Below are 22,512 nucleotides of genomic sequence, written 5' to 3' on the forward strand. Positions count from 1 at the left end.
AAATCGAATGTGGGAGCGAGCTTGCTCGCGAAAGCGGTGGGTCAGCCAGCATAAATATTGACTGACGGGGCCTCTTCGCGAGCAAGCTCGCTCCCACAGGGAAGATCAGTGATCAGTCCGGGGTTTGCTCGGCCAGAGCCACTGCACGGAACATCGCACGGCGTTTGTTCAGGGTTTCTTCCCATTCCAGCGCCGGCACCGAGTCGGCTACGATACCGCCACCGGCCTGCACGTGCAGTTCGCCGTTTTTGATCACTGCCGTGCGAATGGCAATCGCGGTGTCCATGTTGCCGTTCCAGGCGAAGTAACCGACCGCCCCGCCATACACACCACGCTTGACCGGCTCCAGTTCGTCGATGATTTCCATCGCGCGAATCTTCGGCGCGCCCGACAAAGTACCCGCCGGCAGAATCGCCCGCAGTGCGTCCATCGCCGTCAGCCCTGCCTTCAACTGGCCGGTGACGTTGGAGACGATGTGCATCACGTTGGAATAACGCTCGATGACCATTTTCTCGGTGAGCTTCACCGAACCAATCTCCGAAACGCGACCGGTATCGTTACGACCCAGATCGATCAACATCAAGTGCTCGGCGATCTCCTTGTCGTCCGACAGCAAGTCTTCTTCCAGCGCCAGATCGGCTTCTTCGGTCGCGCCACGTGGACGAGTGCCGGCAATCGGACGCACGGTGATCAGGTTGTCTTCAACCCGCACCAGCACTTCCGGCGAACTGCCAACAACGTGGAAGTCGCCGAAGTTGAAGAAGTACATGTACGGCGTCGGGTTGAAGCAACGCAGCGCGCGGTATAGATCAATCGGCGCAGCCTTGAAGTCGATCGACATGCGTTGCGACGGCACAACCTGCATGCAGTCACCGGCCAGGATGTATTCCTTGATGGTGTCGACGGCTTTTTCGTAATCGCCCTGAGTGAAACTGGAGCGGAACACTGGATCAGCGGATTGCTGCTTGCTGAAGTCCAGGCCCCGGCGCGGGGTGATCGGCTGACGCAGTTGCTCGAGCAGCTCCTGCAAACGTGCCTGACCTTGTTCAAAGGCATCGGCCTCGGAAGGGTCGGCCAGCACGATCGCGTGCATCTTGCCGGCGAGGTTGTCGAAAACGACGACGGCGTCGGAGACCATCAACAGAATGTCCGGTACACCCAGCGGATCCGGGTTAGGGCACTTGCCCAAGCGCTTCTCGACATAACGCACGCAGTCGTAACCGAAGTAACCGACAAGACCACCGTTGAAACGCGGCAGACCGGCGATGGTCGGCACGTTGTAACGCGCCTTGAAGGTTTCAACGAAGGCCAGCGGATCTTCCACGTCGTGGCTTTCGGTCTCGACGCCATCAACGGTGATGCTGACGTGATGGTCGTGAACCCGCAGCACGGTGCGGCACGGCAGGCCGATGATCGAGTAACGGCCCCATTTCTCGCCGCCCTGCACCGATTCGAGCAGGTAGGAGTTGGGCTGGTCGGCCAGTTTCAGGTAGATCGACAGCGGCGTGTCGAAGTCGGCCAGGGTTTCGCAGGCCAACGGGATGCGGTTGTAGCCGTCAGCGGCCAAGCGCAGGAATTCTTCGCGGATCATAAGGTGCCTCGTGGTGTGAGGGGCAAATCAGTCAGGTATGCAAACGCACCGGCAAGCCGGCCAGGAACAAGTCAGGCGCGCCAACGCCAGCGGGCCAGGGCCTTGATGACTTTCATCCAGAGTTTGCGAGTGACCACCACGATGGCGTTTCCAGAATGGGATTGAGCAGCGTCGGGCAACGTTATCTCAGCGGCCGTACCGAGGCAACCGGGAATTAGCTTGCGCAGATCGTTGATCACCAGCGCCGGCGACTCCTCGGCAATCGGCCGGCCGTGGTTGTAGCCGTAACTCAGCGCCACGCATTTGACCCCCGCCGCTTTCGCCGCCAGCACGTCGCTGCGCGAGTCGCCGACGAACAACGATTGCGAGGCCGGGATGTTGGCCATTTTCATCACGAAGAACAGCGCCGCCGGATCAGGCTTCTTCTGCGGCAAGGTATCGCCACCGATGATCCACTTGAAGTAGCGACCGATCTTCATCTGATCCAGCAGCGGCGCGACGAAGCGCTCCGGCTTGTTGGTGATCAGCGCCATGGCCACCCCCTGCTTGTGCAGCCACTTGAGGGTGTCGCGCACGCCGGGATAGACCACGGTCAGCTCATGGCTGGCGCCGTAGGCTTGCATGAACACTTCCAGCGCATGCTCGGCTTCGACGTCATCGACTGCCGAATGATCAATGCCACCGGCCAAGGCGCGGCGCACCAGGACCGGTGCGCCGTTCCCCACCCACTCGCGCACCGAATCGATGCCCGCCGGTTGACGGCCGAGGGAGAGCAGCATGGTGTCCACCGCGGCTGCCAGGTCCGGAACCGAGTCGATCAGCGTGCCATCCAGATCGAACATCACCAGCCGTGGCAGTTTCCCCGGGAACAGCTGCTCAAACCCGCTCATGGGCGAGCCAGCGCCAGTTCGGAACGCATCTTGTCGATGACTTCCTGATAGTTCGGCGCGTTGAAGATCGCCGAGCCGGCAACAAAGGTATCAGCCCCCGCAGCGGCGATTTCGCGGATGTTGTTGACGTTGACGCCGCCGTCGATTTCCAGACGAATATCACGGCCCGAAGCATCGATGATCGCCCGCGCTTCGCGCAGCTTGTCGAGGGTGCCGGGAATGAACTTCTGCCCGCCGAAGCCTGGGTTGACGCTCATCAGCAAGACCATATCGACCTTGTCGATCACGTACTTGAGCACGTCCAGCGGGGTCGCCGGGTTGAACACCAGACCGGATTTGCAGCCACCTTCGCGGATCAGTTGCAGCGAACGATCAACGTGCAGCGTGGCTTCCGGGTGGAAGGTGATGTAGGTGGCGCCGGCTTCGATGAAGTCGCCGACGATGCGATCCACCGGGCTGACCATCAGGTGTGCGTCGATCGGCGCGGTAATGCCGTACTTGCGCAATGCCGCACAAACCATCGGGCCGATGGTCAGGTTTGGCACGTAGTGGTTGTCCATGACGTCGAAATGGACGAAGTCGGCGCCAGCGGCGAGAACGTTGTCTACTTCCTCGCCGAGGCGGGCGAAGTCGGCGGAGAGAATCGACGGAGCAATTACGAAGGGCTGCATGACGCACCTTTTCTGAGCTAAATCACGATGGCGCGCATTGTATACCTCAAGTTTCCAAGCGCGCACCGTGACCGCGATGATTGGGTTGTGCCATGACCGGTGACCGGCGCGGACTCAATAAGCCGCGCGGTAGATCTTCTCGATGTCAGCAGCGCTGAGTTTGCGCGGGTTGTTGCGCATCAGCCGCTCAATGCCCGCTGCTTCGACGGCCATGGCCGGGATCGCGTCTTCCGGGACACCGAAACTGCGCAGGCCGGCAGGAATTTCTACTGCTGCGCACAGATCGGTCATCGCTTGCACAGCTTTGTCTGCCGCTTCGGCTGCACTCAGATGAGCGGTCTTAACCCCCATGGCTTCGGCAATATCCTGCATGCGTTCGACGCAGGCCATCTTGTTCCAGGTCATGACATACGGCAGCAGCAAGGCATTGCTGACGCCATGGGCAATGTTGAAACGCCCGCCCAGCGGATACGCCAGCGCATGCACCGCGCCGACCCCGGCATTGCCGAACGCCATGCCGGCCATCAGGCTGGCGGTGGCCATGTCTTCGCGCGCTTGCAGGTTGGCGCCGTTGGCATAAGCCTTGGGCAGGGCTCTGGCGATCAGCTTGATGGCGCCGAGGGCCAAAGAGTCGGTGATCGGCGAGGCATTCACCGACAGATAGGATTCGATGGCATGCACCAGTGCGTCGACGCCACTGGCGGCGGTGACGCTGCGTGGGCAGGTCAGGGTCATCTGCGGACTGACCAGCGCCACGTCCGGTAATAGAAAGTCGCTGACGATACCTTTCTTCAGCTGTGCGACTTTGTCCGAGAGGATCGCGACGTTGGTGACTTCGGAACCGGTCCCGGCGGTGGTCGGAATCGCGATCAGCGGCGGGCCTTTGCGCGGCACCTGATCAACGCCGAACAGATCCTCCAGCGCGCCGTGATATCCCGCGTATGCAGCGACACTCTTGGCGATGTCGATGGCGCTGCCGCCACCGAGGCCGATCAAGCCGTCATGCCCGCCTTCGCGGTAAACGCGCATGCAGTCCTCGACGATGGCGATTTCCGGGTCTGGCAAAACGCGGTCAAAAATCTCGTAGTCGCGACCACCGAGTTGCACCAGCGCCAGCTCTACCGTGCCGGATTTGACCAGTGCGGCGTCGGTGACGATCAGGGGGTTGTCGATGTCGAGGCGGGTCAGTTCGGCGGCCAGTTGTTCGATGGCGGCGGCGCCGGTGATCAGTTTATGAGCGATTTTGAACTGGGACAGACTCATCGTGCGCAGCCTCTTATAGATGTGGGAGCTGGGCACAAGATTAGCTGGGGATTTGGGGTTGTCTGCTATTCAGGTGGTGAATGACGCATTGAGGGTAAGAGCAAGAGCCCCTCACCCTAGCCCTCTCCCGGAGGGAGAGGGGACTGACTGAGGTGAATGTGAGAGGTACACCGACGTGCGATACCGAGTCGAACTCAGGTTTTGAAAAGCACAACGATCTGCTCCCTTCCCCCCGAAGGTAAAAAGACTGACCGAGGTGGATGGAGGAGATACACCGACGTGCGATGCCGAGTCGAACTCAGATTCTGAACAGCACGAATATCTGCTCCCTTTCCCCCTCGCCCCCCTGGGGGAGAGGGCTGGGGTGAGGGGGTGGCTTTTGATCTGGCCGTTAAACCTGAGCCGTACGCAGTTTTTCGCTGCGGCCGCGCAACCATTCCAGGGTCAGCAGCAGAATCACCGAGAAAGCGATCAGCAAAGTAGCCGCCGCCGCAATCGTCGGACTCAGGTTCTCGCGAATCCCGCTAAACATCTGCCGAGGCAACGTCGCCTGCTCAGGCCCTGCAAGAAACAGCGTCACCACTACCTCATCAAACGAAGTCGCAAACGCAAACAGCGCCCCGGAAATCACCCCCGGCGCAATCAGCGGCAAGGTCACCCGACGAAACGCCGTCAATGGCGATGCACCGAGACTCGCCGCCGCACGCACCAGATTATGGTTAAACCCCTGCAACGTCGCCGACACGGTGATGATCACAAACGGCACACCCAACACCGCGTGCACCACGATCAGCGAGAAGAAGCTGTTACCCAACCCCAACGGCGCAAAGAACAGATAGCTCGCCACACCAATGATCACCACCGGCACCACCATCGGCGAGATCACCAGCGCCATCACCAGCGATTTACCGGGAAAATCCCCCCGAGTCAGACCAATCGCCGCCAGCGTACCGAAGATCATCGCCAGCACCGTCGCCGCCGGGGCAACGATGATGCTGTTCTTCAGTGCACGCATCCATTCCGCCGAGGCGAAGAAGTCTTGATACCACTGCAGCGAAAAGCCCTGCAGCGGATAGACCAGAAAACTCCCCGAGTTGAACGACAACGGAATGATCACCAGCACCGGCAGAATCAGGAACAACAGGATCAAGCCGCAGAGGATCCGCAGGCTGTAGAACCACACCCGTTCGATGGGCGACATGTAAGGACTCAGCATCTCGAATTCCCCTTAGCTCAGGCGCAGGCGACTGGCGCCGACCAGCCAGCTGTAAATCAGATAAAGCACCACGGTCGCCAGCAGCAACAGCCCGCCCAGCGCAGTAGCCATGCCCCAGTTGATGCTGGTGTTGGTGTAGAAGGCGACGAAGTAGCTGACCATTTGATCGTTCGGGCTGCCGAGCAGCGCCGGGGTGATGTAGTAGCCGATGGCGAGGATGAACACCAACAGACAGCCGGCACCGACGCCGGCGTAGGTCTGCGGGAAGTACACCCGCCAGAAACTGGCGAACGGATGGCAGCCGAGGGAAATCGCCGCACGCATGTAGGTCGGCGAGATGCCTTTCATCACGCTGTAGATCGGCAGGATCATGAACGGCAGCAGAATGTGCACCATCGAGATGTACACGCCGGTGCGATTGAACACCAGTTCCAGCGGTTTATCGATGATGCCCATGGCCATCAAGCCACTATTGATCAGACCGCCCGATTGCAGGAGCACGATCCACGCGGCGACTCGCACCAGGATCGAGGTCCAGAACGGCAGCAGCACCAGAATCATCAGCAGGTTGCTTTGCCGCGATGGCAGGTTCGCCAGCAGGTAAGCCAGTGGATAGGCGAGCAGCAGGCAGATCACGGTGATGACCAGACCCATCCAGAACGTGCGGGCGAAGATGTCGAGATAGATCGCCTGATCCGGTGTAGCCGGGGCGATTTCGCCGAGGTCGTCGATACGGTGATCGACGGCCGCCAGCAGGTAATACGGGGTGAGGCTGCTGGTGTTGCGTTTGACCGCTTGCCAGTAGGCCGGGTCGCCCCAACGTTCGTCGAGTGCTTCCAGCGCTTCTTTATAAGAGGCCGGTTCGCTGGCGAACGGCAGCGCCCGGGCGGTTTTGGTCAGCAGGCTGCGATAGCCGGCCAACTCCATGTTCAAGCGCTTGGACAGATCGCCCAGCGTCTGGTTTTTGCGTGCTTCGGCGAGGTCTTCGCCGGCAGCTTTATAGACCGGTTCTGCGGGCAGGCCACGCCCGTCCCAACTGGCGATGGCCGCCACGGTGCGCGGCATGCCGCCGACCACTTCCGGGTTGCCGACGCTTTTGTAGAGCAGCGCCACGATTGGCACCAGAAACACCAACAGCAGAAACAGCACCAGCGGCGCAATCAGCGCTTGAGCCTTCCAGCGGTTGACCCGCTCGGCGCGCTTGAGCTTCTGCTTCAAGGTGGGGCTGTTGCCCTCGTTCAGGGGAACGGCGATGGCCATGACGTACTCCGCAAATCTTTGATCGTGACAGAGGTGGCGAACCACCTCGATCGATTGATGCACACAGATCCAAATGTGGGAGCGAGCTTGCTCGCGAAGGCGGCGCATCAGTCGACATCAATGTTGAATGTACTGGCGCTTTCGCGAGCAAGCTCGCTCCCACAGGAGAGCGAGCCCTCGGTTATTTCGCAGCCCAGGAGTTGAAGCGCTGCTCCAGTTGCTCGCCGTTGTCAGCCCAGAAGCTGACGTCGATCTGCACTTGGTTGGCGATGTTTTCCGGGGTGGTCGGCATGTCTTTGAGGACATCCTTGGCCAACAGCGGCACAGCCTGGGTGTTGGCCGGGCCATAGGCGATGTTTTCCGAGTAGGTCTTCTGTTGCTGCGGCTGTACCGAGAAGGCGATGAACTTCTTCGCCGCTTCCGCACGCTTGGCGTCGAGACCTTTCGGGATGGCCCAGGCGTCGAAGTCGTAGATGCCGCCGTTCCACACCACTTTCAGGTTGGATTCTTTTTGCACGGCAGCGATGCGACCGTTGTAGGCCGAGCTCATCACTACGTCACCGGAAGCGAGGTATTGCGGCGGTTGCGCGCCGGCTTCCCACCATTGGATGCTCGGTTTCAGCTCATCAAGTTTCTTGAACGCGCGATCCTGGCCACCCTTGCTCGCCAGCTCTTTGTAGACGTCTTTCGGCGCCACACCATCGGCCATCAAAGCGAATTCGAGGGTGTACTTGGCGCCTTTGCGCAGGCCTCGCTTGCCCGGGAATTTCTTGGTGTCCCAGAAATCCGCCCAGCTGGTCGGTGCGATTTTCAGCTTGTCGGCGTTGTAAGCCAGTACGGTCGACCAAACGAAGAAGCCCACGCCGCACGGCTGAATCGCGCCTTTGACGTAGTCTTCAGTCTTGCCGAACAGCGCCGGGTCGAGTTGCTCGAACATCTCTTCGTCGCAGCCACGGGACAGCTCTGGCGATTCAACTTCGACCAGATCCCACGACACGCTCTTGGTGTCGACCATGGCTTTGACCTTGGCCATTTCACCGTTGTACTCGCCAGCGACGATCTTGCCGTTGCCCGCCGCTTCCCACGGTGCATAGAAGGCTTTGACTTGCGCGGCCTTGTTCGCCCCGCCAAACGACACCACGGTCAAATCCGGGCCGGCGGCCATCGCGCTTGCCGCACCCATCAGGCCCAGGGTCAGGGCGGTGAACTTCAGGGATCTCAACATTTATTGTTCTCTCCACGTGCAGGGTTGGTGTTGGTATTGCCGGGGCGATCAGTTCGCCTCTAGAAGCGGATCGAGTGCGCGTACGTGCTCGACCTGCCAGCCAAGCGGAACCACGTCACCGACGGCGAGCGCGGGATCGAGCTCGGCAATCGGTTGTTTCACGAAGAAGTCGGTCTTGCCGCAAACTTCCAGGCGCACCCGGACGTGGTCGCCCAGATAGATGAATTCCGCCACCCTCCCTGAGAAGCGGTTAACGCATTGATCGCTCGAACCGTTGAGGCTGACGCGCTCCGGACGGATCGACAGGGTCACCGGTTCGCCGGTCTGGCCGACATTGACCGCTAGCGCCTCGACCTTTTCGCCACGGCCCAACTCGACCACGCAGCGCTCGCCGCTCTGGCTGAGCAGGCGGCCATTGAGGCGATTGTTCTCGCCGATAAAGTTGGCGACAAAGGTGTTTTTCGGTTCTTCGTAAAGGCTGCGCGGCGGGGCGATCTGCTGGATTTCGCCTTGATGGAAAACCGCCACTCGGTCGGACATGGTCAGCGCTTCACCCTGATCGTGGGTCACATAGACCACGGTCACACCGAGGCGTTGGTGCAGGTGTTTGATTTCCATCTGCATGTGTTCACGCAGTTGTTTGTCGAGGGCACCGAGTGGTTCGTCCATCAGCACCAGTTGTGGCTCGAACACCAGCGCGCGGGCCAACGCCACACGTTGCTGCTGACCACCGGACAACTGCGCTGGGTAGCGCGAGGCGAACGCATCGAGCTGAACCATGCTGAGGACTTTCTTCACGCGGTCGCTGACGTCGCTTTTGTTCAGGCCACGCACAGTCAGCGGGAACGCGAGGTTTTCTGCCACAGTCATGTGCGGGAACAATGCGTAATTCTGGAACACCATGCCGATGTCGCGCTTGTGCGGCGGCACGTTGTTGATCGAGCGCCCGGCCAGCAGGATTTCACCAGCAGTCGGCGTTTCGAAACCGGCGAGCATCATCAGGCTGGTGGTCTTGCCGGAACCGGACGGCCCGAGCAGGGTGAGAAATTCGCCTTTGCGAATGTCCAGGTTGAGGTCTTTGACGATCAGGTTCTCGCCGTCGTAGCTCTTCTGCACTCCACGAAAGCTGACCAGCACATCACTGGCCCCTGCGTTTGTATCGACCTGGCTCATACCCACACCTTTGTTGTTGATGACTGCTTGTGGCTTAAGCCTAGTGGCTGCTGACAGGCACGCAAATCGGGGCGCAGGAGAGAATCGCCTCAGCCGGATGGAAGGTTTGGGGTAGGGATTGCCCTACAAGGATGGCGCTAATGGATAAGGCAGTGACAAGCGACAAGCTGCGAGCCACAAGCAATGGCAAAAACGCGTGTCGCTTAGGGATATGCGCACAATCCGGATCCAAAGCAGATCCCTTGTGGGAGCGAGCCTGCTCGCGAATGCGGTGGGTCATTCAGCTTATTCGGTGACTGTTACACCGCTTTCGCGAGCAGGCTCGCTCCCACAGGGGAACAGTGCTGATCAGAGAAGTTTGTGTTCCATCGCGTATTTGACCAGTTCGGCCAGAGAAGTGATGTTGAGCTTTTGCATCAACCGCGCCTTGTGGGTGCTGATGGTTTTGCTGCTCAGCGCCAATTGCTGGGCGATGTCGTTGACGTTCGCGCCCTGGGCCAGGCGTTCGAACACCGAGAATTCGCGTTCGGATAGCAGAGAGTGCAACGGCCGCGCGTCAGTCAGGCCGACTTCAAACACCATGCGGTCTGCCAGATCCGGATCAATGTAACGCCCACCCGCCGCGACCTTGCGAATGGCGGTGAGTAACAGTGCCGGATCGCTGTCCTTGGTCGCATACCCGGCGGCGCCAACCTTTAGCGCCCTAGCAGCCATCTGCGCCTCGTCGTGCATCGACAACACCAGAATCGCCGGCGGATTGTTCAGTGCCCGGATGCGCGGAATTGCTTCGAGGCCATTGACCCCTGGCATGGAAATGTCGAGCAGCACCACTTCGCACGGAATATGGCGCAGGGTCTCAAGCAATTGTTCGCCATTGCTCGCCTCGCCCACCACTTGCAGATCCTTGGCCAGGCCGATCAATTGCTTGATGCCCTCGCGAACGATGGTGTGGTCTTCGGCTACCAGTACACGGATCACGTTTTTCTCCATTGTTCTTGTTTAGAAGCCAAAATTCGCGAGCAGGCTCGCTCCCACAAGGAAATGCACTGCAAGGTGGGGCGAGCCTGTTCGCGAAGAGGCCAGCATCAACACCACCCGACCATCAGACCTCACTCACCGGCACCCACACCACCAGACTGGTGCCCTCCCCCGGCTCACTCTCCAGCACCAGCCGCCCGCCCATGATCAGCACCCGCTCACGCATGCCCACCAGACCAAATGAAGTCGGCCGACCGGCAGCGGCGACAAATCCTACGCCATCATCACTGACCGTCAGACACAATTCGTCGCCCTCCAGCGCCAGCGTCAGTTCCACAGTATGCGCCTGGGCATGGCGCATCACATTGGTCAGCGCTTCCTGCAAAATCCGGAACAGGCCAATCGCCTTGGCATCGCTCAGCGCCGGCAGATTGTCCGGCACCTGCACCAGACACGGAATCTGCGTCCGCGCCTCGAACCGCCGCGCCTGCCACTCGATTGCCGACGCAATCCCGGCATCGAGAATCGGCGGACGCAATGCCGTCGCCACATCGCGCACCAACTGAAACAACTGCGCGATCAGGCGTTTCATGCTGTTCAGCCGTTCGTTCAGCCCAGGATCGAGTTGTGCGTAGGCCAACTCGCACATCGATGTTTCCAGCTTCAGCACCGTCAACATCTGCCCCAGCTCATCGTGAACTTCGCGGGCAATTCGCGCCTTTTCTTCTTCGCGCACGCTCTCAAGGTGCGCCGACAGTTCGCGCAGTTGCTCGCGCGATGCCGCCAGTTCCAGCTCGATACGCTTGCTCTCGGTAATGTCCCAGACGATGCCGTCCCACACGTAAGCGCCATCCTCCAGTTGCCGGGTGATCGCCTTGATCTCGGCCCAGCGCTGCTCGCCTTGACGCGTGAGGATTCGGCCCTGCCACGACCAGTCGCTATCGGTGTCCAGCGCCTGATCCTGGGTTTGGTGGTAACTGGCCTTGTCATCCGGATGCACCAGGCTGCGCAGGCCCATGTCGCGATGGGCCAGGGTGGCCGGGGCGTAACCGACCAGACTTTCGCTGCCCTCACTGATATAGGCAAAGTCGATCTGCCCGGTCACCGGCGCCCGCTCCAGACGGAACACCAGCCCCGGCACATTCGCCGCAATGCCTTGCAGACGCGCCTCGCTTTCCTGCAACGCCGCCAGGGCGCGACGGCGCTCGGTCACATCAGTGAGATAAACCACCAGATACTCGCTGTCGCGAAAACGCAGAAAACTCAGTGAAACATCCGCAGGCAAAACACTGCCATCGGCGCGCACGCAACTGGTTTCGAAACTCAGCGGACCTTCTTCGCTGGCCCGCGCGCGCTTCCACAGATTGAGCCAGCGATCCATGTGCAAACCCGGCTCGAAGTCGATCAGCGGTCGCTCGATCAATCCGCCTGAGGGATAACCGAGCATGACTTCCGCCGCGTGATTGGCGTAGCGCACATGGCTGTCCCAGTTGACCCAGAGGATGCCAACGGTGCTTTGATCGATTGAGAACTGCGTCAACCGCAGCGCTTCTTCATTGGCCGCGCGCAAGGCGATGTCTTCCCGGGCGGCCAGCAGTCGCTGCTCAAGGCTGTGCTGTTGGCGACGCTGCCAGAACACGATGGCGACACAACTCGACAGCATTACCGCGAACAACAGGCTGAGGTTCTGCCAAAAGCCCGGTGACTCCGAGAGTCGCGGATATTTCGGTTGCAGCCATTGGTTGTGCAACTGCTCCAGATCCTTGGCCGGGATTGCACGCAGCGCACTTTGAATGATCCCGGCCAACTCTGGCCAATCGCGGCGCGAGCCGACTCGCAGCAGTTGCGGCAAGCCGATATCACCGACCACCACCAGTTCGGCGAACTCAGGCTCTACCGACAAGCGCCCGAGCTGCGCTTCATCAACCACGGCGTAAGTGGCCTGCTGACTCAACAGCAACTGCAAGGCCTGACGCTCCAGCGGCACACCTTGCAGATTCAGATGCGGATAGTTACCGCGCAGATAGTCGGCGGTGCTGCTGGGCATGCGCACAGCGACGCGGGTCTGGCTGTCGAGTTTCTCCAGATCGACCACGCCACTGGCTTTCTGATCGCTGACCACCAGTTGCGGGACACGCATGTAAGGATCGGAGAACTGCCACAGGCGCAGGGCGCTTGGCGTCTGGCTCAGGCCCGGCGCGATATCGATCTCGCCCTCGCGCACGGCGGTTTCCAGTTGTGCGAGATCCTGAAAGTTGCGCCAGCTCAGCTCGACATTGAGCGCTTTGGCCAACAACTTCATCAGCTCAACGTTAGCCCCGGACAGGCGTTGCAGACGCCGGTCGTATTGAGCGTAGGGCGCTTGCAACACCAGGCCGACGCGCAATTCATTGTGCTGCGCCAGCCATTGCTGCTGGCTCGCCGACAACTGTGCGAGATGAGACGGCGGCGCAGGCGCCGCCCAGCCCATCAAGGGAAACCACAAACAGCCGATAACCCACAGGCAGCAAAATCGCTTCATTGAAGTCTCATACACTGACAAATTCTGACCAACCCATTAGGCTGCCGGGATACTTTCTGGCCTGGAATAACCGATGCCCTCTGTTTACCGCCTGGCAATGCCAGCATTGTGCCTGTCGCTGATCCTGCCTTGTGCGTTTTCAGTCGAAGCCGCCGACCCCGCCCCTGCGGCGGAAAAACCGGCAGAAGAAAAACCGGTCGAACGCCAGCCATTGCTTGAGCGTAGTCAGGAAGAGGCCGTCGCACTGCAACGTAAAGTCCCGGCGCAGGAACAGCAACAGTTGCAGGCCGGCAGCGACACCTTTCTCGCCCTGTGGAAACCGGCCAACACCGCCGAACCCAAAGGCGCGGTGATCATCATCCCTGGCGCTGGCGAAACCGCTGACTGGCCACAGGCGATCGGCCCATTGCGACAAAAACTGCCTAACGCCGACTGGAGCAGCCTGAGCATCACGCTGCCTGATCTGCAAAGCGATGCGATTGCCCCGCGTGTAATTGAGCCAGCCGCAGCGCCGAAAGCACCGGAAAGCGGCAGCAAGGATGCAACCACCGCGCAGCCGATCGAGCAAGCCGCTGGCGGTGAGGCCGAAGTGGCGGACCAAGTGGTCGCCGAAACCACTGAAGAGCAATCCAGGGCTGACGCTGAAAGAATCTTCACACGCATCGACGCGGCGATTGCCTACGCCGAACAGCAGAGCGCGCGCAGCATTGTCGTGCTTGGCCACGGTAGCGGTGCTTATTGGGCCGCGCGCTACCTGAGCGAAAAACAAACCTCGCAGATCGAAAAATTCGTCATGGTTGACGTGCAGACACCGACCAAGGCCAAACCGGCATTGGTAGAACTGACGCCGACGCTGAAATTGCCGACCGTGGATATTTTCCATATGGACAAGCCGCTGGATCGAAACGCAGCGCTGGAGCGCATGCAGGCGAGCAAGCGTTTGAAAACGTCGGCGTTCAGCCAGGTCGCGCTCAAGGCCTTGCCGGATAACAAAGCCGAACAGGAACAGTTGTTCCGCCGGGTGCGTGGCTGGTTGAATCCGCAGAACTCGGACTGACCGCAAGGCCGAGTGGTCCCCTTCGCGAGCAGGCTCGCTCCCACATTGGATCTGCGTACACAATCCACTGTGGGAGCGAGCCTGCTCGCGAAGAAGCCTTTACAGACGAAGCATCTCTAACGACTAGCGAAAATCCCGCCGCTCACGAATCAACGTGTAGGCACTGTGCAACTCGCGGGTTTTTTCGGTCGCCTCACGCACCTGCGCCGGCGTCGCTCCCGTACCGGCAATCTTGTCCGGATGATGACGACTGAGCAGGCGTCGATAAGCCCGTTTGATCTGCGCCGGCTCGCTGGACGCCGATACCCCGAGCAACCGCATCGCCTCCTGATAGCTCACCGCAGCGCTGACAATCGGTCGTTTGCCTGGCTCGTAATCACTGGCCAGCGCCTGCACCTGATACGGCGTCCAGCCTAGCCACTTGCCCCATTGAGCCAGCAATTCACGCTCGCTGACGCCCGCGCGACCATCGGCCCAGACCATCCGCCAGCACGCCCGCAACACACCTTCGGCCGCATGGGGTTGTGCGCTCAGGCGCCGCAGATAGCCGCGCAGATTGTCATTTTCCGACTTGCCGCGGTTGAACGCAGCAATGGCCCGGCGTGTTGCCGGCTCACTCATTTCCAGCGCGCGCATCTCGTTGCGTGCCTGCTGGATATGGCCATCGGTGACTCGACCGTCACTTTTGGCCAGACGGCCGAGCAACACAAACAACAGTTCGTCGTTGCGCAACATCGGCCGACCGCCGAGTTTCTCGCGCAGATGTCCCCAGCTCTGCAAGTGCAGGCGCCGATCCAGCGCCTGCCCCAACAATGCCCCAAGCATGGCCCCCGGAATACTGGCGATCGCAAAACCCGCTCCGGCTCCAATCAGAGTCCCTGGCCACAACATGTCAGCGACTCGCTTCTATCAAGGTTTCGGCTTCAGCCAGACGCTCGTGCGTGCCGACATCCACCCAGTGACCTTTCAAACGTTCGCCCGTGACTTCACCTTCGGCCATGGCTTTGCGCAGCAGCGGTGCAAGTTTGAAAGCGCCCTCGGCGCAACCGTCGAACAGCTGCGGATGCAATACGGCGATACCGCTGTAGGTCAAAGTCGAGGCGTCTTTTTGGCCGTCGATCACCTGACCATCGAGCAAGGTGAAATCACCGCTCGGGTGATGCGCCGGGTTGTCCGCCAGCACCAGATGCGCCAGCCCGTTGATCGGCTGGTGCAGGACGCTGAAGTCGTAATCGGTCCAGATATCACCGTTGACCACCAGGAACGCCTCATCGCCAAGCAACGGCAGCGCACGGAAAATCCCGCCGCCGGTTTCCAGCGGCTCACCTTCAGGCGAGTACTGAATGCTCACGCCAAACTGCGAACCGTCGCCCAGATAATCCTCGATCTGCTGACCGAGCCAGGCGTGATTGATCACGATCTCGTTGAACCCCGCAGCCGCCAGGGCGCGCAGGTGATACTCGATCAACGGCACGCCGCCGGCGCGCACCAGCGGTTTCGGAGTGGTCAGGGTCAGCGGGCGCATGCGCTCGCCTTTGCCTGCCGCCAGAATCATTGCCTTCATGCTGTTGCTCCACCCCGCAGGCTGGTGAACAGCGCTTGCAGCTCCGCCAATTCGGGACGACGCGCAATCACCGCTTCTATATAAGAGGAGAAACGCGGAACGTCGGCCAGGTAACGCGGCTTGCCGTCGCGGTGGCAGATACGCGCGAAGATGCCGATGACTTTCAGGTGACGCTGCACGCCCATCAGGTCGCTGGCGCGCAGGAAGTCTTCGAAATCCGGCTGCACCGGAATATTCAGCGCCAAGGCTTGCTGCCAGTAATTTTCCAGCCAGCCGCGCACGCGCTCTTCAGGCCAGCTGAGAAAGGCGTCCTTGAACAGACAGGTCACGTCGTAGGTCACCGGGCCGTAGACTGCATCCTGGAAATCCAGCACGCCGGGGTTCGGCTCGCTGAGCATCAGGTTGCGCGGCATGTAGTCACGGTGCACCAGGACTTTCGGCTGGGCGAGTGCGCTGTCGATCAGCAGATTACTGACCTGCTGCCATTGTTGTTGCTGAGTCGAATCAAATTCGATGCCGAGCTCGCGTTTCACATACCACTCGGGGAACAGTTCCAGCTCACGACGCAGCAAGGCAACGTCGTAGCTCGGCAACGGCGCGACCATCGGCAATTGCTGAAAAGCCAGCAGCGCTTGCAAGGCATCGTCGAACAAAGCGTCGGCATTTTCGCCATCGATAACGTCGAGATAAGTCTTGTTGCCCAGGTCATTGAGCAAAAGAAATCCGTTTTCGAGGTCTTCAGCGTAAATTTTCGGCACATTTATTCCGGATTTCGCCAGCAAAAAAGCGATATCCACGAACGGTTTGCAGTTTTCCTGGGGCGGCGGTGCGTCCATGACGACAAAGCTTTTGCCCTCGCCTTCCCAACGGAAGTAGCGGCGAAAACTCGCGTCGCTGCTGGCCGCGGTCAACGTGGCCGGGGGTACAGAGCCCCAGCCCTGATCTGCAAACAGGATTGCCAACTGCTCATCGAGCCAAACTTTCAGGTGTTGCAAGCGTACATCTTGGTCAGGCATTGCAAGGGTCTCCGACGGCGCTAGCCGTCAAGCGGGTCATGCTTTATTATCCAGCATCTTTTTCAGACCATCGAGAGGCGTGCGGCCCACACCGCGGGCAGATGGCACGCAGGAAGCCCGGACTAATAAGATGGCATTGAAATCCCCCGCGTTTCGTAAAAAATTTCCGTTGTTGGTAACCGGCAGTCTGCTGGCTATGCAACCTCTGGCCAGTCAATTCGTTGTTGCCGCCGAGCAGTATGACTGCTCCGTCTCGGCTTCGGGTGGTTGGGACTGTGCGCCCAAATCACCGGCTGCTGCGTTGCCGCCGCGTCCGGTGCATGACGGCAGTGCCGTCAGCGCCGCTGGCGAAGCGCCAACCGAGAACGGTTCGACTACCGACACTGGCCCGAAAACGGCACTCGTCACCGAAGCCAAGGGCCGCGGTTTGAAATCCCGTAGCGAAGACTTCAGTCACCTCGACTGGGTTCCGCGCGAGAAGCTTACCGCCGCTCAATTGGCCGAGACCGGGCCTTACTGCTCTGGTGCCTATATCGAACCGATTCGTCCTGGCATGAATGACAAGACGAATAAAAGCGATGCTCCGACCTTTATCGGCGCAAAAGCCTCGCGCTATAACACCGATGATCAAGTCGGTACGCTGGCCGGTGATGTCGTCCTGCGTCAGGGCAGCATGCAGGTCGAATCCGACGAGGCCAGCCTGTATCAGGCCGAGAGCCGCGCCGAACTCAATGGCGATGTGCGTATCCGTGACAACGGCGCGCTGATCGTTGGCGACCACGCCGACGTGCAGCTCGACACCGGTGAAGCCAAGGTCGACAACGCCGAATACGTGATGCACAAATCGCGTATCCGCGGTAACGCGCTGTACGCCAAGCGTGCCGAGAACGCGATCATCCGTCTGAAGGACGGCACGTACACCACGTGCGAACCGAACAGCAACGCCTGGCAGCTCAAGGGCAACAACATCACCTTGAACCCGGCCACCGGCTTCGGTACCGCGACCAACGTGACGCTGCGCGTCAAAGACATTCCGATTCTGTACACGCCGTACATCTACTTCCCGATCGACGACCGTCGTCAGTCGGGTTTCCTGCCGCCGACCATCGGCAGCGGCAGCGATACCGGCTTCATGCTGGTGACCCCGTACTACTTCAACCTGGCGCCGAACTATGACGCCACGTTGTACCCACGCTACATGAGCAAGCGTGGCATGTTGGTGGAGGGTGAGTTCCGTTACCTGACCAAGTCGAGTGAAGGTCAGTTCGGTGCGGCGTATCTCAATGACGAAGACGATGATCGCAAGCGTCAGTCCGACTACAGCGAGACTCGCTACATGTACAACTGGCAGCACAAGGGCGGTCTCGACTCCCGTGTGCTCACCCAGGTTGACTACACCAAGATCAGCGATCCGTATTACTTCCAGGATCTGCAGACCGATCAGATTGGTGTGAAATCCGAAGACTTCGTCAATCAGCAGGGTTCGGTTACCTATCGTGGTGACAGCTACACAGCGCGCCTGAATGCTCAGGCCTATCAGCTGGCAACCGTTTCGAACATCACGCCGTACGACCGCCTGCCGCAGATCACCTTCAACGGTCAACTGCCGTATCACCCGGAAGGCCTGAATTTCGATTACGAGACTGAGCTGGTCCGTTTCGACCGCGATCTGAGAAGTGGCACTTTTGTACAGGAAGACGGCGTCACGACCGAGTCGCGGCTGGACAACAACGTTGCGGGTCTGGCACGTGCCAATGGCGATCGTTTGAATCTCAAGCCGGGTGTCAGCCTGCCGATGAACTGGACTTATGGCTTCCTGAAGCCATCGCTGAAGTATCAGTACACCCAGTATCAACTGGATCTCGATGGTCAGGGTAAAGATGACCTCGTGACCAACCGCAACAATGCTTCCGCACTTGGCGAGTCGTTCAGCAGCTCGCAAAATCGTGGCGTACCGATTGCCAGCATCGACAGCGGTCTGTACTTCGACCGCAATACGTCGTTCTTTGGCAAGAACTACCGCCAAACTCTGGAACCTCGCCTGTTCTACCTCTATGTACCCGAGAAAGACCAGACAGACATTCCAGTATTCGACACCAGTGAATACACCTTCAACTACGCGTCGCTGTTCCGCGACAACCGCTTCTCCGGCTCCGACCGTGTCGGCGACGAGAACAAACTGTCGCTGGGCGTGACCAGTCGCTGGATCGAAGACGACGGTTTCGAACGTCAACGCATCAGTGTCGGCCAGGCTTTGTATTTCAAGGATCGTGAAGTTCAACTGCCAGGTATCGATGCCAAAACCCGCGACGACGCGAAATCCAACGTCTCGCCATACGCGCTGGAATACGAATACCGCTGGAACCGCGATTGGCGCACCACGGCCGACTACAACTGGGACCCGGACAGCCGCAGCCCGCGCTCCGGCAGCGCGATGTTCCACTACCAGCCTGAAGACAATCCGAACAAGGTTATCAACGCCGGCTATCGCTATCGCAATGACCAGGTTCGTTACGACCAGAACACCGGTAAATGGTCGGTGGGTGGTGGTGACTATGGCACCCCGGGCACACCTGGCTACGTGAAGGACTACTACAAGATCCAGCAGCACGATTTCTCGGTCATCTGGCCGATCGTTCCACAGTGGAACGCGATCAGCCGCTGGCAGTACGACTACAACCGTAACCGTACCCTGGAAGCCTTCGGCGGTTTCGAGTACGACAACTGCTGCTGGAAACTGCGCCTGATCAACCGTTACTGGGTTTCCTATGACGAGTTCAGCCAGGAAGCTCCGCAAAACGAAAAAGGCGACCATGGCGTCTTCCTCCAAATTGTTCTGAAGGGACTCGGCGGCCTCACTGGCGCCAAGGTAGAGAGCTTCCTCGACAAAGGCATTCAAGGTTATCGTGAACGTGAAGACCAAGCTTTCTGATTGTCTGCGCCCGCTGATGCTGGGCGCGCTGTTCCTGGGTACTGCGGCTAACGCCGCGGTACAGTCCATCGACAAAGTGGTAGCAATCGTCGACAACGACGTGGTCATGCAGAGCCAACTGGACCAGCGCGTCCACGAAGTGCAGCAGACCATCGCCAAGCGTGGCGGCGGCTTGCCACCTCCTGGCGTGCTGGATCAACAGGTGCTCGAGCGTCTGATCGTCGAAAACCTGCAACTGCAGATCGGCGACCGCTCCGGCATCCGCATCACCGATGAAGAACTGAACCAAGCGGTCGGCACTATTGCCCAGCGCAACAACATGTCGGTTGAGCAGTTCCGCGCGGCTCTGGCTCGCGACGGTCTGAACTATGACGACGCCCGTGATCAGATCAAGCGCGAGATGATCATCAGCCGTGTGCGTCAGCGCCGCGTGGCAGAACGCATTCAGGTTTCCGAGCAGGAAGTGAAGAACTTCCTCGCTTCTGACCTCGGCAAAATGCAACTGTCCGAAGAACTGCACCTGGCCAACATCCTGATCCCGACGCCGGAAAGCGCCAACTCTGACGCGATTCAGAGTGCTGCCCGTCAGGCCATGGAGGTTTACCAGCAACTCAAGCAAGGTGCTGACTTCGGCCAGATGGCCGTTGCCAAATCCGGTAGCGACAACGCTCTGGAAGGCGGCGACATGGGCTGGCGTAAAGCCGCACAATTGCCACCGCCGTTTGACCGCGAGTTGAGCAGCATGGCCGTTGGCGACATCACTCAGCCTGCACGCACCCCGGGTGGTTTCATCATCCTCAAGCTGCTGGCCAAGCGCGGCGGCGAAGCGCAGATGCGTGACGAAGTGCATGTCCGTCACATCCTGGTCAAACCGAGCCCGATTCGCGACGAAGCCAAGACCAAAGCCCTGGTGCAATCGCTGTATGAACGCATCCTGGCCGGTGAAGATTTCGCCACTCTGGCGAAAAGCTACTCCGAAGACCCAGGCTCGGCGCTCAACGGCGGCGACCTGAACTGGATCGACCCGAATGCACTGGTACCGGAATTCCGCGAAGTGATGGCCAAGACCCCACAAGGTCAGCTGTCCAAGCCGTTCCAGACCCAATACGGCTGGCACGTTCTGGAAGTCCTTGGCCGTCGCGCCACTGACAGCACTGAACAGGCCCGCGAGCAGCAAGCCATGACCGTACTGCGTAACCGCAAATACGACGAAGAGCTGCAAACCTGGCTGCGTCAGATCCGTGACGAAGCGTACGTAGAGATCAAACTCCCTGGTGCAGACCAGGCAGCGCAGTGAAACCCCAGCGTTTCGCGCTGACACCCGGCGAACCAGCCGGCATCGGTCCCGACCTGTGCCTGCTGCTCGCCTCGCAAGCCCAGCCACATCCCCTGATTGTCATCACCAGCCGCGACCTGCTCCTTGAGCGGGCCGCGCAGCTGGGGCTGGCTGTCAATCTGCTGGATGTCGCGCCCGATCACTGGCCGGATGCTCCAGCGCCCGCCAACAGCCTGTACGTCTGGGACACACCGCTCAGCGCCCCCGTGGTGGCTGGGCACCTTGACAAGGCCAACGCAGCTTTCGTCCTCGAAACCCTGACCCGTGCCGGCAATGGCTGCCTCAACGGTGACTTCGCCGGGATGATCACCGCCCCTGTGCACAAGGGCGTGATCAACGAGTCTGGCATCGCCTTTTCCGGACACACGGAATTCCTTGCTGATCTGACCCACACCGCCCAAGTGGTGATGATGCTCGCCACCCGCGGTTTGCGCGTCGCACTCGTCACCACTCACCTGCCCCTGCGTGACATCGCCGATGCGATCACGCCGGAACGGCTGGAGCGGGTCACGCGGATTCTGCACAGCGACCTGCAAAACAAGTTCGGCATCGCCCAGCCACGCATCCTGGTCTGCGGGCTCAACCCGCACGCTGGAGAAGGCGGCCACTTGGGCCATGAAGAAATCGACATCATTGAACCGACATTAGAGCGCCTGCGCGGCGAGGGCATGGACCTTCGTGGCCCGCTGCCTGCCGACACTCTGTTTACCCCCAAATATCTGGAGCACTGCGATGCAGTGCTGGCGATGTACCACGACCAGGGCTTGCCTGTGCTCAAGTACAAAGGCTTCGGCGCTGCCGTCAACGTGACCCTTGGTCTGCCGATCATCCGCACGTCGGTCGATCACGGCACTGCCCTGGATCTGGCCGGCAGCGGCAAGATCGACACCGGCAGCCTGCAAGTCGCCCTGGAAACCGCCTACCAGATGGCCGAGACCCGTTTATGACCGAGCAATACCAACACAAGGCGCGCAAACGCTTTGGCCAGAACTTCCTGCATGATGCCGGCGTTATCGACCGCATCCTGCGCTCCATCAGCGCCAAGTCTGAAGACCGCCTGCTGGAAATCGGCCCAGGCCAGGGCGCACTGACCGCCGGCCTGCTGTCCTCCGGCGCACAACTCGACGTAGTGGAACTGGACAAGGATCTGATCCCGATCCTCAACCAGCAGTTTGCCGGCAAGAGCAACTTCAACCTGCATCAGGGCGATGCGCTGAAGTTCGACTTCAACACGCTCAATGCCGCACCGAACAGCCTGCGTGTGGTCGGTAACCTGCCGTACAACATTTCGACACCGCTGATTTTTCATCTCCTGAACAACGCCGGCATCATTCGCGACATGCACTTCATGCTGCAGAAAGAAGTGGTTGAGCGTCTGGCAGCGGGCCCTGGTGGCGGTGACTGGGGTCGTCTGTCGATCATGGTTCAGTACCATTGCCGAGTAGAGCACCTGTTCAACGTCGGCCCAGGCGCGTTCAATCCGCCGCCGAAGGTCGACTCGGCCATCGTCCGTCTGGTACCGCACGCCGTACTGCCGCACCCGGCCAAGGATCACAAGTTGCTCGAGCGCGTGGTGCGCGAAGCGTTCAACCAACGCCGCAAAACGCTGCGCAACACCCTCAAGCAATTGCTCAGCAACGCTGAAATTGAAGCCGCCGGTGTCGATGGCAGCCTGCGCCCGGAGCAACTGGATCTGGCGGCGTTCGTACGCCTGGCCGACCAGCTCGCCGTACAAGTCCCGGCCTCCCCCGCCGCCGACTGACCGGCGATGAACGCTATCGGGCAGGACGCCACTCTGGTTTACTGCCCGATACTTGCC

General features: G+C 60.1%; 18 protein-coding genes. 5 read left to right on the forward strand and 13 right to left on the reverse strand.

Annotation, left to right across the window (positions count from 1 at the left end):
* Positions 1 to 112: 112 nt before the first annotated feature.
* The 10 genes from trpE to ACRRSD_RS12480 form a co-directional block, all read right to left on the reverse strand.
* Positions 113 to 1,591 carry an anthranilate synthase component I gene (gene trpE / locus ACRRSD_RS12435; RefSeq protein WP_435038215.1) on the reverse strand — a complete coding sequence of 493 codons (1,479 nt, stop codon included), beginning with the start codon at positions 1,589 to 1,591 and terminating at the stop codon, positions 113 to 115.
* Between the two features lie 71 nt (positions 1,592 to 1,662).
* Positions 1,663 to 2,481: a phosphoglycolate phosphatase gene (locus ACRRSD_RS12440; RefSeq protein WP_435038216.1), complete on the reverse strand. Its 819-nt coding sequence runs from the start codon at positions 2,479 to 2,481 to the stop codon at positions 1,663 to 1,665.
* Positions 2,478 to 3,152 (reverse strand): ribulose-phosphate 3-epimerase, encoded by a 675-nt coding sequence (gene rpe / locus ACRRSD_RS12445; RefSeq protein ID WP_003228808.1) that lies wholly within the window; start codon positions 3,150 to 3,152, stop codon positions 2,478 to 2,480. Before rpe ends, ACRRSD_RS12440 begins: the two co-directional genes overlap by 4 nt.
* A gap of 114 nt (positions 3,153 to 3,266) precedes the next feature.
* Positions 3,267 to 4,415, reverse strand: a complete 1,149-nt coding sequence (locus tag ACRRSD_RS12450; protein WP_435038217.1) for an iron-containing alcohol dehydrogenase — start codon at positions 4,413 to 4,415, stop codon at positions 3,267 to 3,269.
* Positions 4,416 to 4,806: 391 nt separating this feature from the next.
* Positions 4,807 to 5,631, reverse strand: coding sequence for an ABC transporter permease (locus tag ACRRSD_RS12455; protein WP_435038218.1), 825 nt, complete (start codon positions 5,629 to 5,631; stop codon positions 4,807 to 4,809).
* Positions 5,632 to 5,643: 12 nt separating this feature from the next.
* Positions 5,644 to 6,891 carry an ABC transporter permease gene (locus ACRRSD_RS12460; RefSeq protein ID WP_435038219.1) on the reverse strand — a complete coding sequence of 416 codons (1,248 nt, stop codon included), beginning with the start codon at positions 6,889 to 6,891 and terminating at the stop codon, positions 5,644 to 5,646.
* 181 nt (positions 6,892 to 7,072) lie between these two features.
* Positions 7,073 to 8,116: an ABC transporter substrate-binding protein gene (locus ACRRSD_RS12465; RefSeq protein ID WP_435038220.1), complete on the reverse strand. Its 1,044-nt coding sequence runs from the start codon at positions 8,114 to 8,116 to the stop codon at positions 7,073 to 7,075.
* 48 nt (positions 8,117 to 8,164) lie between these two features.
* Positions 8,165 to 9,289, reverse strand: coding sequence for an ABC transporter ATP-binding protein (locus ACRRSD_RS12470; RefSeq protein ID WP_397483773.1), 1,125 nt, complete (start codon positions 9,287 to 9,289; stop codon positions 8,165 to 8,167).
* 348 nt (positions 9,290 to 9,637) lie between these two features.
* Positions 9,638 to 10,267: a response regulator gene (locus tag ACRRSD_RS12475; protein ID WP_038363404.1), complete on the reverse strand. Its 630-nt coding sequence runs from the start codon at positions 10,265 to 10,267 to the stop codon at positions 9,638 to 9,640.
* A 124-nt stretch (positions 10,268 to 10,391) separates the two neighbouring features.
* The gene (locus ACRRSD_RS12480) at positions 10,392 to 12,788 is read right to left on the reverse strand and encodes a PAS domain-containing sensor histidine kinase (protein WP_435038221.1); all 2,397 of its coding nucleotides are present in this window, start codon (positions 12,786 to 12,788) and stop codon (positions 10,392 to 10,394) included.
* A gap of 73 nt (positions 12,789 to 12,861) precedes the next feature.
* Between ACRRSD_RS12480 and ACRRSD_RS12485 the strand changes: the two genes are divergently transcribed.
* Complete coding sequence (locus ACRRSD_RS12485; protein ID WP_435038222.1) at positions 12,862 to 13,845, forward strand: alpha/beta hydrolase family protein; 984 nt, start codon at positions 12,862 to 12,864, stop codon at positions 13,843 to 13,845.
* Positions 13,846 to 13,968: 123 nt separating this feature from the next.
* Here ACRRSD_RS12485 and ACRRSD_RS12490 read toward each other — a convergent pair whose 3' ends face one another.
* The 3 genes from ACRRSD_RS12490 to ACRRSD_RS12500 are packed head-to-tail and all read right to left on the reverse strand — an operon-like array spanning position 13,969 to position 16,425.
* The gene (locus tag ACRRSD_RS12490; RefSeq protein WP_435038223.1) at positions 13,969 to 14,736 is read right to left on the reverse strand and encodes a TerB family tellurite resistance protein; all 768 of its coding nucleotides are present in this window, start codon (positions 14,734 to 14,736) and stop codon (positions 13,969 to 13,971) included.
* 1 nt (position 14,737) lies between these two features.
* The gene (gene murU / locus ACRRSD_RS12495) at positions 14,738 to 15,409 is read right to left on the reverse strand and encodes an N-acetylmuramate alpha-1-phosphate uridylyltransferase MurU (protein ID WP_435038224.1); all 672 of its coding nucleotides are present in this window, start codon (positions 15,407 to 15,409) and stop codon (positions 14,738 to 14,740) included.
* Entirely contained in the window at positions 15,406 to 16,425 is a 1,020-nt protein-coding gene (locus ACRRSD_RS12500) for an aminoglycoside phosphotransferase family protein (protein WP_435038225.1), read from the reverse strand. The genes murU and ACRRSD_RS12500 overlap by 4 nt, the downstream gene beginning before the upstream one ends.
* 130 nt (positions 16,426 to 16,555) lie before the next feature.
* Between ACRRSD_RS12500 and ACRRSD_RS12505 the strand changes: the two genes are divergently transcribed.
* From ACRRSD_RS12505 to rsmA, 4 genes are read left to right on the forward strand one after another with little or no spacing between them, the layout of a single operon-like run.
* On the forward strand, positions 16,556 to 19,357 hold the full coding sequence (locus ACRRSD_RS12505; RefSeq protein WP_435038226.1) for an LPS-assembly protein LptD: 2,802 nt from the start codon (positions 16,556 to 16,558) through the stop codon (positions 19,355 to 19,357).
* A complete protein-coding gene (surA, locus tag ACRRSD_RS12510; protein WP_038363338.1) occupies positions 19,338 to 20,654 on the forward strand; it encodes a peptidylprolyl isomerase SurA in 1,317 nt (438 codons plus the stop codon). Before ACRRSD_RS12505 ends, surA begins: the two co-directional genes overlap by 20 nt.
* Complete coding sequence (gene pdxA / locus ACRRSD_RS12515) at positions 20,651 to 21,640, forward strand: 4-hydroxythreonine-4-phosphate dehydrogenase PdxA (protein ID WP_435038227.1); 990 nt, start codon at positions 20,651 to 20,653, stop codon at positions 21,638 to 21,640. The genes surA and pdxA overlap by 4 nt, the downstream gene beginning before the upstream one ends.
* Positions 21,637 to 22,455: a 16S rRNA (adenine(1518)-N(6)/adenine(1519)-N(6))-dimethyltransferase RsmA gene (gene rsmA, locus ACRRSD_RS12520; protein ID WP_038363334.1), complete on the forward strand. Its 819-nt coding sequence runs from the start codon at positions 21,637 to 21,639 to the stop codon at positions 22,453 to 22,455. Before pdxA ends, rsmA begins: the two co-directional genes overlap by 4 nt.
* Positions 22,456 to 22,512 lie beyond the last annotated feature (57 nt).

It is taken from the genome of Pseudomonas neuropathica (assembly GCF_051174785.1).
GTDB lineage: Bacteria > Pseudomonadota > Gammaproteobacteria > Pseudomonadales > Pseudomonadaceae > Aquipseudomonas > Aquipseudomonas neuropathica_A.